Here is a 13,326-nt window from a genome sequence, read left to right as displayed (position 1 = left end):
AAGGTTCACAACAGGGTGGGGCACAAGCGTTACCGTTTCGTGACCTTCAGGTGCCTGGCGCTAGCCTGGGCCGGTGCCGACCCGCATCGTCATCGCTTCGCCCGAAGGCCACGCAGGCAAGTCGATCGTCGCCCTCGGGCTCGTCGAAGCCCTGAGCCGGCGTGTCGAGCGCGTCGGCGTGTTCCGCCCCATCGCCAGGTCCTCCGCCGAGCGCGATGCCGTGCTCGAGCTGCTGCTCGCGCACGATGCCGTCGACCTCTCCTACGAGGAGGCGATCGGCACGACGTACGCGGCAGTGCACGATGACGCCGACGCGGCGCTCGCGACCATCGTCGACCGCTTCCACCGCATCGACGAGCGCTTCGACGCGATCGTGATCGTCGGCTCCGACTACACCGACGTCGGCAGCCCCACCGAGCTCGGCTTCAACGCGCGCGTCGCCGCGAATCTCGGCGCCTCGGTGCTGCTCGTGCTCGGCGGCCACCACCCCGAGACCGACGCGCCCCGCTCCGCCGACGACCTGCGCCAGCTCGCGGAGGTCACGACGGCGGAGCTCGCCGCCTCCCACGCATCCCTCGCGGGCGTCATCGTCAACCGTGCCGACGCATCCGCGATCGACGGCATCCCCGCCGCGATCGCCGACGCCGTGCCGACGGGCGTGCCCGTGTGGTCGATCCCCGAGGATGCGCTGCTGAGCGCGCCGAGCGTCGGCACGCTCTTCCGCGCGACCGAGGCCGAGCTCATGCGGGGCGACGCCGACCTGCTCGCCCGCGAGTCGCTCGGCACGGTCGTGGCCGGCATGTCGATGGAGAACGTGCTCGACCGGCTCATCGAGGGCGGCATCCTCGTCACGCCCGGCGACCGCTCCGACGTGCTCGTCGGCACGCTGCTCGCGCAGCAGTCGGGCACGTTCCCCTCGATCGCCGGCATCGTGCTCAACGGCGGCTTCGACCTGCACCCCGCGGTGCAGCGGCTGCTCGACGGGCTCGACCTCGACGTGCCGATCGGCCGCAGCCCGCACGGCACCTACGAGACCGCCCGGCGCATCGCCGTCACGCGCGGCTCGCTCATCGACGGCACGCAGCGCAAGCGCGACTCTGCGCTCGCGCTCTTCGAGCAGCACGTCGACGCCGAGGCGCTCCTCGAGCGGCTCGAGGTCGCGACGACCGACGTCGTCACGCCGCTCATCTTCGAGCACAGCCTCGTCGAGCGGGCGCGCGCCGACCTGCGCCACATCGTGCTGCCCGAGGGTGACGACGACCGCATCCTGCAGGCCGCGTCGACCGTGCTCGCGCGCGGCATCGCGCGGCTCACGATCCTGGGCGACGAGTCGTCGATCCGACAGCGGGCGGCGCGGCTCGGGCTCGACCTCACCGACGCGCGCATCGTCGCGACCGACGACGCCGAGCTGCGGCCGAAGTACGCGGCGGAGTACCAGCGGCTGCGCGCGCACAAGGGCGTCACGATCGAGCAGGCGATGGAGCGGCTGCTCGACGTGAGCTACTTCGGCACGCTCATGGTCCACACGGGTGACGCCGACGGCATGGTGTCGGGCGCCGCGCACACGACCGCGCACACGATCAAGCCGTCCTTCGAGACGATCAAGACGAAGCCGGGCGTCTCGGTGGTCTCGAGCGTCTTCCTCATGGCGCTCGCCGACCGCGTGCTCGTCTACGGCGACTGCGCCGTCATCCCCGAGCCGACCGTCGAGGAGCTCGCCGACATCGCGATCTCGTCGGCGCAGACGGCGCGCGACTTCGGCATCGAGCCGCGCGTCGCGATGCTCTCGTACTCGACGGGTGAGTCGGGCACGGGTGCCGAGGTCGACCGCGTGCGGCAGGCGACGGCGCTCGTGCGCGAGCGCGCGCCCGAGCTGCTCGTCGAGGGCCCGATCCAGTACGACGCAGCGGCGGATGCGGCCGTCGCGAGCAAGAAGATGCCCGGCTCCGAGGTCGCCGGGCGCGCGACGGTGTTCGTCTTCCCCGACCTCAACACCGGCAACAACACCTACAAGGCGGTGCAGCGATCGGCGGGCGCGCTCGCGATCGGGCCGGTGCTGCAAGGGCTCAACAAGCCGGTGAACGACCTCTCGCGCGGCGCGCTCGTGAGCGACATCGTCAACACGATCGCGATCACCGCGATCCAGGCTCAGGGGGCGGATGCGCCAGGCGGGGCGGGAGAGGAGCGCTCGTGACCCGCTCGGTCTTCGTCATCAACGCCGGCTCGTCGAGCCTCAAGTACCAGCTCGTCGACGTCGACTCGGGGGCGGCGCTCGCGAGCGGGCTCATCGAGCGCATCGGCGAGACCTCGAGCGACGCGAAGCACGAGGTGCCGGGTCGCGAGGCCGTGGTCGAGCGGCGCATGATCCCCGACCACGAGAAGGCCTTCGGATGGGTGCTGCACCAGTTCACGGAGCACGGGCCCGACCTCGATGCCGCGCGGCTGCTCGGCATCGGCCACCGCGTCGTGCAGGGCGGCGCGCGCTTCGACCGCGCGGTGCGCATCGACGACGACGTCGCGCAGCAGATCGACGACCTCGCCCCGCTCGCGCCGCTCCACAACCCCGCGAACCTGCAGGGCATCCGCTCGGCCCGCGCGACGTTCGCGGGCTACCCGCACGTCGCCGTCTTCGACACCGCCTTCCACCTCACGATCCCGCCCGCCGCGCACCGCTACGCGATCGAGGCGCGCATCGCGGCCGAGCACCGGGTGCGGAAGTACGGCTTCCACGGCACGAGCCACCAGTTCGTCTCGCGCCGCCTGGCCGAGCTGCTCGAGCGGCCGCTCGCGGACGTCAACTCGATCGTGCTCCACCTCGGCAACGGGGCCTCGGCGACCGCGGTGCGGGGCGGCCGCAGCGTCGAGACGTCGATGGGCATGACGCCGCTTGCGGGGCTCGTGATGGGCACGCGCTCGGGCGACATCGACCCGGGCGTCGTCTTCCACCTGCACCGCGTCGCGGGGCTCTCGGTCGACGAGATCGACACCCTGCTGAACAAGCGCTCGGGACTGCTGGGCCTCACCGGCACCGGCGACATGCGCGACGTGCTGCAGGCGGCCGAGGCCGGCATCCCGCGCGCGGTCGAGGCGCTCGAGATCGTCGGCCACCGGCTGCGCGGCACCGTCGGCGCCTACCTCGCGCACCTCGGCCGCACCGACGCGATCGCCTTCACCGCCGGCATCGGCGAGAACGCCGCGCGGGTGCGCGAAGTGGCGCTCGAGGGCCTCGAGGGGCTCGGCATCGTGCTCGACCCCGAGCGGAACGCCGGCCGCGGCGAGCGGCGCATCTCGGCCGACGGCTCGCCGATCGAGGTGTGGGTCGTGCCGACGAACGAGGAGCTCGAGATCGCGAGGCAGGTGGCCGCGCTCGTCGAGCCGTAGCCGCCGGTCCCGCCCCGCGCCGCGCCGCTCGAGCGCAGAGTGTCGGAACTCTGCGCGCCTGGGGCGGGAAGACCGCAGAGTGCCGGAACTCTGCGCTTCGGGGGCGCGAAGACCGCAGAGTGTCGGAACTCTGCGTAGAGGTGCGCTGGCGCTCGGGGCCGCTCAGCGCTCGGCGAGCTCCCCGATCGCGAACTCGCTCAGCCGCTCGGTCGGGAGCGCCTGCCCGCCGTGCTGCTCGCCGAAGTCCTCCGACGCATCCGTGCCGCAGATCGCGAGGATGCGGTCGGGCCCGCCGGGGTGCCGCGTCACCCATGACGTGACGTCGTAGACGGTGCCCTCGATCGCGACCCAGCACGACGCCGAGTCGTCGTGGCTGGCGACCTCCGCGATCGAGATGTCGTCGTCGCCGTCGTCATCGTCGGATGCGTCGGGGGATGCCGAGGAGGACGGCTCGGCCGGAGGAGCGGTGACCCGGTCGCCCCACACGGCGGTGGCGCCGGAGTGGCCGGTGAGCACCGCGATGATGACCGCGCCGAGCGCGAGCGCGCCGAGCAGCATGCCCGCGAGCACGCCCATCACGCCGGTCGAGCGGCGGGCGCGAGCGCTCCGGCGCTGCCACAGCCACCACGCGAGGGCCGCGACGAAGAGGATCGCGGAGGTCGCGAGCAGCCAGTTGCCGAGCTGCTCGTGCTGGCCGGGGGAGCCGACGCGCGCGGCGAGCGCCTCGCCCGAGAGCTTCGCGACGAGCGCGCCGACGGTCGCGACGCCGAGGATGCCGACGACCGGCCAGGCGAGCGGGGCGCGCCAGCGCGGCACCGCGATGAGCACGAGCAGCCCGAGGGCGCCGAGCGGGAGGAGCACGACGGGCACGTGCACCGCGAGCGGATGCAGCGGCAGGCCGGCGAACAGGTCGAGGGGGCTGCCCGATGCGGGGAGCGGATGCATGCGGCACACGCTACAGCCGCCCGTGGGCCTCGCCCCCTCCATCGCCACGCTCCCGATCGCGCTACGATGGAGGCGGCTCCCCGCGTGGCGCCATCCAGGCCAACTCCCCCAGGTCGGAGACGAAGCAAGGGCAACCGGGCTCTGGCGGGTGCGCGGGGAGTCCTCCATGTCTGCACCCGGTGCCGGCCGCTCCGGCTCGGCGAGTCACCGGCGGGAAGTAGCCTGGATCCCATGGTCGCCGCCCTCTACCGCCGCTATCGGCCGGAGTCGTTCTCCGAGCTCATCGGGCAGGCGCACGTGACCGATCCGCTCCGCACCGCGCTGCGCGCGGACCGCGTCAACCACGCCTACCTCTTCTCGGGCCCGCGCGGCTGCGGCAAGACGACGAGCGCCCGCATCCTCGCGCGCTGCCTCAACTGCGCCGAGGGGCCGACCCCCGAGCCGTGCGGCAAGTGCGACTCGTGCATCGAGCTCGGCCGTGACGGCGGCGGCTCGCTCGACGTCGTCGAGATCGACGCGGCGAGCCACGGCGGCGTCGACGACGCCCGCGACCTGCGCGAGCGCGCGACCTTCGCCCCGAGCCGCGACCGCTACAAGGTCTTCATCATCGACGAGGCCCACATGGTGACCTCCGGCGGCTTCAACGCGCTGCTGAAGATCGTCGAGGAGCCGCCCGAGCACATCAAGTTCATCTTCGCGACGACCGAGCCCGAGAAGGTCATCGGCACGATCCGCTCGCGCACGCACCACTACCCGTTCCGCCTCATCGCGCCCGCGCCCATGCTCGAGTACGTGCAGCAGCTGTGCGCCGAGGAGGGCGTCGAGGCCGACCCCGGCGTGCTGCCGCTCGTCGTGCGCGCCGGCGGCGGCTCCGCGCGCGACACCCTCAGCCTGCTCGACCAGCTCATCGCCGGCTCCGACGGGCCCGTCACCTACGCGCACGCGGTCGGCCTGCTCGGCTTCACGCACGGCGAGCTGCTCGACGAGATCGTCGCGGCGCTCTCGGCGACGGATGCGGCGAGCCTGTTCGCGTCGATCGATCGCGTCGTGCAGTCGGGCCAGGACCCCCGCCGCTTCGTCGAGGACCTCCTCGAGCGGCTCCGCGACCTCATCGTCGCGCGCGCCGCGAAGGACCCGGCGGCGATCCTGCACGGCGTGCCGGCCGAGGAGCTCGAGACGCTCGTCGCGCAAGCGCGCGGCTTCGGCGGCGCGGAGCTCTCGCGCGCGGCCGACATCGTCGCGAAGTCGCTCACCGACATGGCCGGCGCCACGAGCCCCAGGCTCCACCTCGAGCTCATGGCCGCGCGGCTGCTCGTGCCCGAGTCGGGCGACCCGGAGGTCGGGACGATCGCGCGCGTCGAGCGCATCGAGCAGCGCCTCGACGGCGCGGCGCCCGCGCCCGCCGCGTCGGCGCCGACTGCCTCCGCGCCACCCGCGCCCGCATCAGTCGCGACCGCACCTGCGACCCCGGCTGCTGCTCCCTTGACGTCCGCGCCCGCTCCGGTGAAGTCGGCTCCCGCCTCGGCGCCGTCTGCGGAGTCCGCTCCGACAGCAGCCGCCGCTCCTGCGCCAGCTCCGGCCCGGGAGTCGGCCACGCGAGCCGATGCGGACCCGGTCCCGGCGAGCGGACCCCGGATCTCGGGTCCTGCTGCCGGAACGGGGTCCGCGAAGGCCGACGAGGCTCCAGCACCGGCGACGCCGCCCGTGGCGGCGCCAGCCGAGCCGATCACCTTCCAGCAGCTGCGCGACTCGTGGGACGAGGTGCTGCAGAAGCTCGCCGACCAGCAACGCTCCGCGTGGATGGTCGCGACCGCGATCACCCCGAAGGAGCTGCGGCCCGGCGACGTCCTCGTGCTCGGGTTCCAGTCCGAGGCAGACATCCAGCACTTCCGCGAGTCGCAGCCCGGCAAGCCGAGCGTCGCCGACCTGCTCCGCGCGGCGATCAAGTCGCTGCTCGGCATCGAGGTGAAGTACATCGCCCGCGCGGAGGCCAGCCCGCGCGCCGCGAAGGAGCGGCCCGCCGACGCCGGCGACGACGTGCACCGAGGCGCGCCGCCCGCCGCCCCGCCCGCGCGCGCCGCGGCGCCCGAGCGGGCCAGGGCATCCGCCCCCGCACCGACCGCGACGGCAGCCCCCGGCCCGGTGACCGGCTGGGCGGTCGCGGCGATCCCGAGCGATGCCGAGGCGCCGCCGGAGGACCTGCCCGAGCAGCCGCTGCCCGACGAGCCCGAGCCCGACCCGTTCTCGTTCGTGTCGGCACCCGAGGCCCCGGCGCCCGCGATGCCGGCGCCGGTCGCCGAGGAGCGGCCCGCGCCGACCGGCCCGTCGCTCGCCGAGCTCGCCCGCTCGGCGCCCGCGCCCGAGCCGGCGCTCAGCGCATCGCAGGTCGCGCGCTACGGGGAGGCTGTGGTGCGGGAGGAGCTCGGAGCCGAGCTCATCGAGGAGCGCCCGCGGGTGCGAGGGGAGCGCTAGCGCGTGTACGACGGCATCGTCCAGGACCTCATCGACGAGCTCGGCCGGCTCCCGGGCGTCGGCCCGAAGTCGGCGCAGCGCATCGCGTTCCACATCATCCAGACCGAGTCGTTCGACGTCGACCGGCTCGCGACGATCCTGCAGACCGTGCGGCAGCGCGTGCGCTTCTGCGTCGTGTGCGGCAACATCGGCGAGGAGGAGCGGTGCGCGATCTGCCGCGACCCGCGCCGCGTGCCCACGACGATCTGCGTCGTCGAGGAGCCGAAGGACGTCGTCGCGATCGAGCGCACCCGCGAGTACCGCGGGCTCTACCACGTGCTCGGCGGCGCGCTGAACCCCATGCAGGGCGTCGGTCCCGACCAGCTGCGTGTCGCCTCGCTCATGACCCGGCTGCAGGACGCCTCGGTCGAGGAGGTCATCATCGCCACCGACCCCAACGTCGAGGGCGAGGCCACCGCGACCTACCTCATCCGCACCCTCCTGCCGCTCGGCGTGCGGGTGTCGCGGCTCGCGAGCGGGCTGCCGGTCGGCGGCGACCTCGAGTTCGCCGACGAGATGACGCTCGGCCGCGCCTTCGAGGGGCGCCGCACCGTCGAGCGCTGACGCCGAGGCCCTCAGGGCATGCCGCCGAAGCCTAGACTTGATCAGTCCGGGACGGGTAAGGAGCGGCGTGAGCCTCATCGTGCAGAAGTTCGGCGGGTCCAGCGTGGGCGACGCCGAGGGGATCAAGCGCGTCGCGAAGCGCATCGTCGAGTCGCGCAAGCGCGGCGACGACATCGTCGTGGTCGTCTCGGCGATGGGCGACACGACCGACGAGCTCCTCGACCTCGCGAACGCCGTCGTGCCGAACCTGCCGACCGGCGGCCGCGAGCTCGACATGCTGCTGACCGCGGGCGAGCGCATCTCGATGGCGCTGCTCGCGATGGCGATCAAGTCGCAGGGGGCGGAGGCCGTCTCGTTCACCGGCAGCCAGGCGGGCATGCTCACCGACGACCGTCATGGCTCCGCCCGCATCATCTCGGTCACGCCCGGCCGCGTGCGGCAGGCGCTCGACCGCGGCCAGATCGCGATCGTGCAGGGCTTCGCCGGGTTCAACAAGGTCACCGGCGACATCACGACCCTCGGGCGCGGCGGCTCCGACACGTCCGCCGTCGCCCTCGCCGCGGCGCTCGGCGCCGACGTCTGCGAGATCTACACCGATGTCGACGGGGTCTTCACCGCCGACCCCCGCGTCGTCCCCCGCGCCCGACGCATCCCGCGCGTCACGAGCGAGGAGATGCTCGAGCTCGCCGCCGCCGGCGCCAAGGTGCTGCACATCCGCAGCGTCGAGTACGCGCGCCGCCACGGCGTCACCCTCCACGTGCGCTCGTCGTTCACGAACGACGAGGGCACCATCGTCTACGACTCGAAGAGAGCTGGTTCCACCATGGAAGAGCCGATGATCGTCGGGGTCGCCCACGACCTCTCCGAGGCGAAGGTCACGGTCGTCGGCGTGCCCGACGTGCCGGGCACCGCCGCACGCATCTTCACGATCGTCGCCGAGACCGGCGCGAACGTCGACATGATCGTGCAGAACGTCTCCGAGGCGGCGACCGGCCGCACCGACATCTCCTTCACGCTCCCCAAGGCCGAGGCAGGCCCCGCGATGGCGGCGCTCGAGGCCGAGCGGGCCGAGGTCGGCTTCGAGTCGATCCAGCACGACGACCAGATCGGCAAGCTCGCCCTCGTCGGGGCGGGGATGCGCACCAACACCGGCGTCTCAGCGCGACTGTTCCGCGCCCTCTCGGAGGCGGGCATCAACATCGAGATGATCTCGACGTCGGAGATCCGCATCTCGGTCGTGACGCGCGCCGACCAGGTGGTCGACGCCGTGCGCGTCGTGCACTCGGCGTTCGAGCTCGACGCCGACCAGGACGCGGTCGTGCACGCTGGGACGGGCCGATGATCCGCCGGCTGGCCGACGAGCCCGGCGAGGCTCGCCCCATCCGCCTCGGCGTGGTCGGCGCGACCGGCCAGGTCGGCGGCGTCGTGCTGCGGCTGCTCGAGCAGGGCTCGCTCGAGCTCGCCGAGCTGCGGCTGTTCGCCTCCGCGCGCTCCGCCGGCTCGACGATCGAGTTCCGCGGGCAGTCGATCGTCGTCGAGGACGCGGATGCGGCCGACCCGTCGGGCCTCGACGTCGCGATCTTCTCGGCGGGCGGCAGCACCTCGAAGCGGCTCGCCCCCCGGTTCGCCGAAGCGGGCGTCATCGTCGTCGACAACTCGTCGGCCTGGCGGATGGACCCCGAGGTGCCGCTCGTCGTCTCGGAGGTCAACCCGCACGCGATCACCGGCGCGGTCAAGGGCATCATCGCCAACCCCAACTGCACGACCATGGCGGCGATGCCGGTGCTCAAGCCGCTCGACCGCGAGGCCGGCCTCGTGCGACTCGTCGTGGCGACCTACCAGGCGGTCTCGGGCTCCGGCCTCGCGGGCGTCGACGAGCTGCGCGGCCAGCTCGAGCGAGCGGCGTCGCAGGCGCCCGAGCGGCTCACGCACGACGGCGGCGCCGTCGACCTCGGTGAGCCGGGCGTCTACCGCGAGCCGATCGCCCACAACGTGCTGCCCTTCGCGGGCAACCTCGTCGACGACGGCTCCGCCGAGACCGACGAGGAGCAGAAGCTGCGCAACGAGTCGCGGAAGATCCTCGAGCGGCCTGAGCTGCGCGTCGCCGGCACGTGCGTGCGCGTGCCCGTCTTCACGGGCCACTCGCTCGCGATCCACGCGGAGTTCGAGCGCGACCTGTCACCCGAGCAGGCCGCGGCGCTGCTCGAGGGCGCACCCGGCGTCGAGCTCGTCGAGATCCCGACCCCGCTCCGGGCCGCCGGCGCCGACGCCTCGCTCGTGGGACGCATCCGCGCCGACCAGTCGGCCGAGCCCGGCAAGGGCCTCGTGCTGTTCGTCGCGAACGACAACCTGCGCAAGGGCGCCGCGCTCAACGCGGTGCAGCTCGCCGGGCTCGTCGCGCGGCTGCTCGACTGACGGGGCGCGGGCCGGAGTCCGCGCCCCGCTCGTCAGAGCGGGTTCTGCGGGCCGTCGACCGGCTCGTCGCCGGACTCGCCGTCGGCCTGCGGCCCGCCCGCGTGCGGGTCGGTCGACACGTCGACCCACTCGCTCGCGAAGTCGCCGCCGCCGCCCGAGTGCGACGCGGCGTCCGCCGTGCTCCCGTGCGCCGGCTCGTCGCGGGCGGGCTCGGTGTGTGCGGAGCCGAAGTCGGCGCCGTCGCCGCCCTTCGCGCCCGTGACGCGGTGCCGCGCCTCCGCCGCCTTCTCGCCGAGCGCGCGGCCCGCGCCCTGCGTCGACTCGCCCAGCTGCGATGCCGTGCCCTTGACCCACTCGGCCGCCTCGCCGAGCCGCCCCTTCGCCTCATCCAGGATCCCCATGTCGGGCCCCTCTCGTCGTCGGATGGCTCAGGCTAGACCCAGGATGCTGGACGCCAGCACGGCGTGGGGCGTGCTTCATGGGCGAACGTCCTAGAATCTCGGTGTGACCAAGACCATCGACGTCGCCCTCATCGGCGGAGGCATCATGAGCGCCACGCTCGGTGCCCTCCTCCACCGCCTCGAGCCCTCCTGGAGGATCGAGGTGTACGAGCGGCTGCCCAAGGTCGGCATGGAGTCCTCCGACCCGTGGAACAACGCCGGCACCGGTCACGCGGCGCTCTGCGAGCTCAACTACATGCCCGAGGGCCCCGACGGCTCGATGACCGCCGCGAAGGCGATCGACATCAACGAGCAGTTCCAGCTCTCCCGCCAGCTGTGGGCGTCGTTCGTCGAGGACGGCACGCTGCCCGACCCCAAGGGCTTCATCTCGCCCACGCCGCACATGACCTTCGTGTGGGGCGACGCGAACGTCGACTACCTGCGCCGCCGCTGGGAGCTGCTGAAGGACGAGCCGCTCTTCCGCGGCATCGAGTACTCCGAGGACCCGGAGGTCATCCGGGAGTGGGCGCCCACGCTCATCCCCGGCCGCAAGAAGTCGCAGCGCATCGCCGCGACGCGCTCGACCGACGGCACCGACGTCGACTTCGGTGCGCTCACGCGGATGCTGTTCGCGGGCCTCGTCGCGGACGGCGCGAAGGTCTACACCGACACGACCGTCACGGGGCTCAAGCGCCGCTCCGACGGGCTGTGGCGCCTCAAGCTGCGCCACGAGGTGGGGCAGAACAGCACCGAGATCCACGCGCGCTTCGTCTTCGTCGGCGGAGGCGGCGGTGCGCTCAAGCTGCTGCAGAAGTCGCGCATCCCGGAGGCGAAGGGCTTCGCGGGCTTCCCGATCACCGGCGCGTTCCTGCGCACCGACAACCCCGAGGTCGTCGCGCGCCACAACGCGAAGGTCTACGGCAAGGCGAGCGTCGGCGCTCCGCCGATGTCGGTGCCGCACCTCGACACCCGCGTCGTCGACGGCGAGGCGAGCCTGCTGTTCGGCCCCTACGCCGGCTGGAGCCCGAAGTACCTCAAGACCGGCTCCTACACCGACATGTTCGAGACCATCAAGGGCCACAACCTCTACCCGATGGTGCGCGCCGGTCTCGCGAACCTCGACCTCGTCGGCTACCTCATGGGCGAGGTGTTCGCGAGCCGCTCGCAGCGCCTCGAGGCGCTGCGCGAGTTCATGCCCAACGCGAAGGATGAGGACTGGCGCCTCATCACGGCCGGCCAGCGGGTGCAGGTCATGAAGAAGGACCCGGAGAAGGGCGGCGTGCTGCAGTTCGGCACCGAGGTCGTCACGGGCGCCGAGGGCACGATCGCCGGCCTCCTCGGCGCCTCGCCCGGCGCCTCCACCGCCGTGCACATCATGCTGACGATCTTCGAGCGCTGCTTCCCCGAGCGCCTGCCCGAGTGGCGCCCCAAGATCCAGCAGCTCATCCCGAGCTACGGGACCAAGCTCAACGACGACCCCGAGGCCGCGCGCGAGGCGCTGGAGCGCACCGCGCGCGTGCTGCGGCTCGTCGACACGCCGAGCTCCGAGCTCGAGGCCGCCGGCGCATCCAACGCCATCGCCTGACAGGACCACCATGACCAGCACCGTCGCGCCTCCCCAGCGGCGCAAGGTCAGCGTCGTCGCCCCGCCGACGACCGCTGCGGCGCTGCGCGCCGCGATCGCGGCCGAACCCCGGCTCGAGCTCGTCGCCACCGCCGAGCGCTTCGTCGACCTCGTGCGCGCGAAGGAGTTCCCCGGCGACGTCGTGCTCCTGGTCGAGCCCGCCGGTGCCCCCGTGCTCGCCCACGCGCGCACGGCGATCACCGCCGGGGCCGCCGTCGTCGTCCACGGCGAGGCGGACCCGGCACTCCGCGAGTCGCTCGAGGCCGCCGGCGCTGTCGTGCTGGGGGAGGACCCGTCCCCTGCCGAGGCCGTGCGCTCGTGCGCCGAGCTCGACCGCACGAGCCGCAGGCGCCGCCCGCGCGCCGTCGACCCGGCCGATCGCCGTCCGCGCCTCTCGCACAGCGAGCGCCGCGCGCTCGCGCACTACGTGCAGGGCCACTCGACCGTGCAGGTCGCGGCGGAGATGGGCGTCGGCTACGAGACGGCGAAGACGTTCCTCCGCCGGGTGCGCGCGAAGTACGCCGCGATGGACCGCCCTGCGGGCAAGCGCGCCGAGCTCATCTCCCGCGCCGAAGAGGACGGCATCCTGTAGGGGTGGCGAAGCTCTACTTCCGGTACGGGGCGATGAACTCCGGCAAGTCCACCGGCCTGCTGCAGGCCGCGTTCAACTACGAGGAGCGCGGCCAGCGCGTGCTGCTCGCGAAGCCCGCGACTGACACGAAGGGCGCGCGCGAGATCGTCTCGCGGCTCGGCGTCACGCGCGAGGTCGACTTCCTCGTCGCCCACGACGAGTCGGTGATGGATGCGTTCGACGCCGCGGCCGCGCGGGACGACGCCCGCGTCGCGTGCCTGCTCGTCGACGAGGCGCAGTTCTTCCGACCGGAGCAGGTCGACGAGCTGCTCCGCATCGCCGTCGAGCGCGGCGTGCCGGTGCTCGCCTACGGCATCCGCACCGACTTCCTCACGCGCGCGTTCCCCGGCTCGGCGCGGCTGCTCGAGCTCGCGCACTCGCTCGAGGAGCTGAAGACCATCTGCCGCTGCGGCCGCAAGGCGCTGTTCAACGGCCGCAAGGTGGGGGAGCGGTTCGTCTTCGACGGCGACCAGGTCGCGATCGACGGCGAGACGGTCACGTACGAGTCGCTGTGCGCCTCGTGCTACCTCGAGGAGTCGGGCGGGCGGCTGGGGGCTGCTGCCGCTCGTTGAGCGGCCGTCCAGCCTCACCCGCTCGTCGAGTAGCCGCCGGAGGCGGCGTATCGAGACGTCGTCGCGGCGACAGCGAGTCCGTGGTCGGGTCCGGCGGAGCGGTGCTCCGCCGGGAGGCACGTCACGGGTGACAGCGAGATCTGCGCGGCTCGCGATCGCTTCGCGATCGCTCGAACCGGCAGATCTCGTATGAACCTACGGTTCAAATCCCGACACGAAAGCCCGACAGACGACGAAGGGCCT

Annotated in this window: 11 protein-coding genes and 1 other RNA gene; 10 read left to right on the top strand and 2 right to left on the bottom strand. The window is 73.0% G+C overall.

Annotated features, from left to right (window positions below; all coding sequences use genetic code 11):
* The first annotated feature begins 73 nt into the window (after positions 1-73).
* Together pta and JQT67_RS08985 are read left to right on the top strand one after the other, a co-directional pair.
* On the top strand, positions 74-2,194 hold the full coding sequence (pta, locus tag JQT67_RS08990) for a phosphate acetyltransferase (RefSeq protein ID WP_208064380.1): 2,121 nt from the start codon (positions 74-76) through the stop codon (positions 2,192-2,194).
* The gene (locus tag JQT67_RS08985) at positions 2,191-3,381 is read left to right on the top strand and encodes an acetate/propionate family kinase (RefSeq protein WP_208064379.1); all 1,191 of its coding nucleotides are present in this window, start codon (positions 2,191-2,193) and stop codon (positions 3,379-3,381) included. The genes pta and JQT67_RS08985 overlap by 4 nt, the downstream gene beginning before the upstream one ends.
* Positions 3,382-3,543: 162 nt before the next feature.
* Here JQT67_RS08985 and JQT67_RS08980 read toward each other — a convergent pair whose 3' ends face one another.
* Complete coding sequence (locus tag JQT67_RS08980) at positions 3,544-4,326, bottom strand: cytochrome b5-like heme/steroid binding domain-containing protein (protein WP_208064378.1); 783 nt, start codon at positions 4,324-4,326, stop codon at positions 3,544-3,546.
* A 71-nt stretch (positions 4,327-4,397) separates the two neighbouring features.
* Here JQT67_RS08980 and ffs point away from each other — a divergent pair.
* The 5 genes from ffs (at position 4,398) to JQT67_RS08955 (ending at position 9,816) form a co-directional block, all read left to right on the top strand.
* An RNA gene (ffs, locus tag JQT67_RS08975) (signal recognition particle sRNA small type) lies at positions 4,398-4,494 on the top strand.
* A gap of 63 nt (positions 4,495-4,557) precedes the next feature.
* Complete coding sequence (locus JQT67_RS08970) at positions 4,558-6,798, top strand: DNA polymerase III subunit gamma and tau (protein WP_208064377.1); 2,241 nt, start codon at positions 4,558-4,560, stop codon at positions 6,796-6,798.
* Positions 6,799-6,801: 3 nt separating this feature from the next.
* Entirely contained in the window at positions 6,802-7,401 is a 600-nt protein-coding gene (gene recR / locus JQT67_RS08965; RefSeq protein ID WP_021009819.1) for a recombination mediator RecR, read from the top strand.
* A 67-nt stretch (positions 7,402-7,468) separates the two neighbouring features.
* Positions 7,469-8,743, top strand: coding sequence for an aspartate kinase (locus JQT67_RS08960; protein ID WP_021009820.1), 1,275 nt, complete (start codon positions 7,469-7,471; stop codon positions 8,741-8,743).
* Positions 8,740-9,816 (top strand): aspartate-semialdehyde dehydrogenase, encoded by a 1,077-nt coding sequence (locus JQT67_RS08955; protein ID WP_208064376.1) that lies wholly within the window; start codon positions 8,740-8,742, stop codon positions 9,814-9,816. Before JQT67_RS08960 ends, JQT67_RS08955 begins: the two co-directional genes overlap by 4 nt.
* A gap of 32 nt (positions 9,817-9,848) precedes the next feature.
* On the opposite strand, the gene JQT67_RS08950 is transcribed toward JQT67_RS08955, so the two are convergent.
* The gene (locus tag JQT67_RS08950; protein ID WP_026372605.1) at positions 9,849-10,217 is read right to left on the bottom strand and encodes a hypothetical protein; all 369 of its coding nucleotides are present in this window, start codon (positions 10,215-10,217) and stop codon (positions 9,849-9,851) included.
* Positions 10,218-10,320: 103 nt separating this feature from the next.
* On the opposite strand from JQT67_RS08950, the gene JQT67_RS08945 reads away from it, so the two are divergent.
* From JQT67_RS08945 to JQT67_RS08935, 3 genes are read left to right on the top strand one after another with little or no spacing between them, the layout of a single operon-like run.
* Positions 10,321-11,841, top strand: coding sequence for a malate:quinone oxidoreductase (locus JQT67_RS08945; RefSeq protein WP_208064375.1), 1,521 nt, complete (start codon positions 10,321-10,323; stop codon positions 11,839-11,841).
* A gap of 10 nt (positions 11,842-11,851) precedes the next feature.
* On the top strand, positions 11,852-12,472 hold the full coding sequence (locus JQT67_RS08940; protein WP_051222417.1) for a helix-turn-helix transcriptional regulator: 621 nt from the start codon (positions 11,852-11,854) through the stop codon (positions 12,470-12,472).
* Positions 12,473-12,474: 2 nt separating this feature from the next.
* Entirely contained in the window at positions 12,475-13,083 is a 609-nt protein-coding gene (locus JQT67_RS08935; protein ID WP_208064374.1) for a thymidine kinase, read from the top strand.
* The last annotated feature ends 243 nt before the right edge of the window (positions 13,084-13,326 follow it).

The sequence above is a fragment of the Agrococcus sp. TF02-05 genome (assembly GCF_017565345.1).
In the GTDB taxonomy this organism is placed as follows: Bacteria; Actinomycetota; Actinomycetes; order Actinomycetales; family Microbacteriaceae; genus Agrococcus; species Agrococcus pavilionensis.
This window is presented reverse-complemented; position numbering and strand designations above follow the sequence as displayed.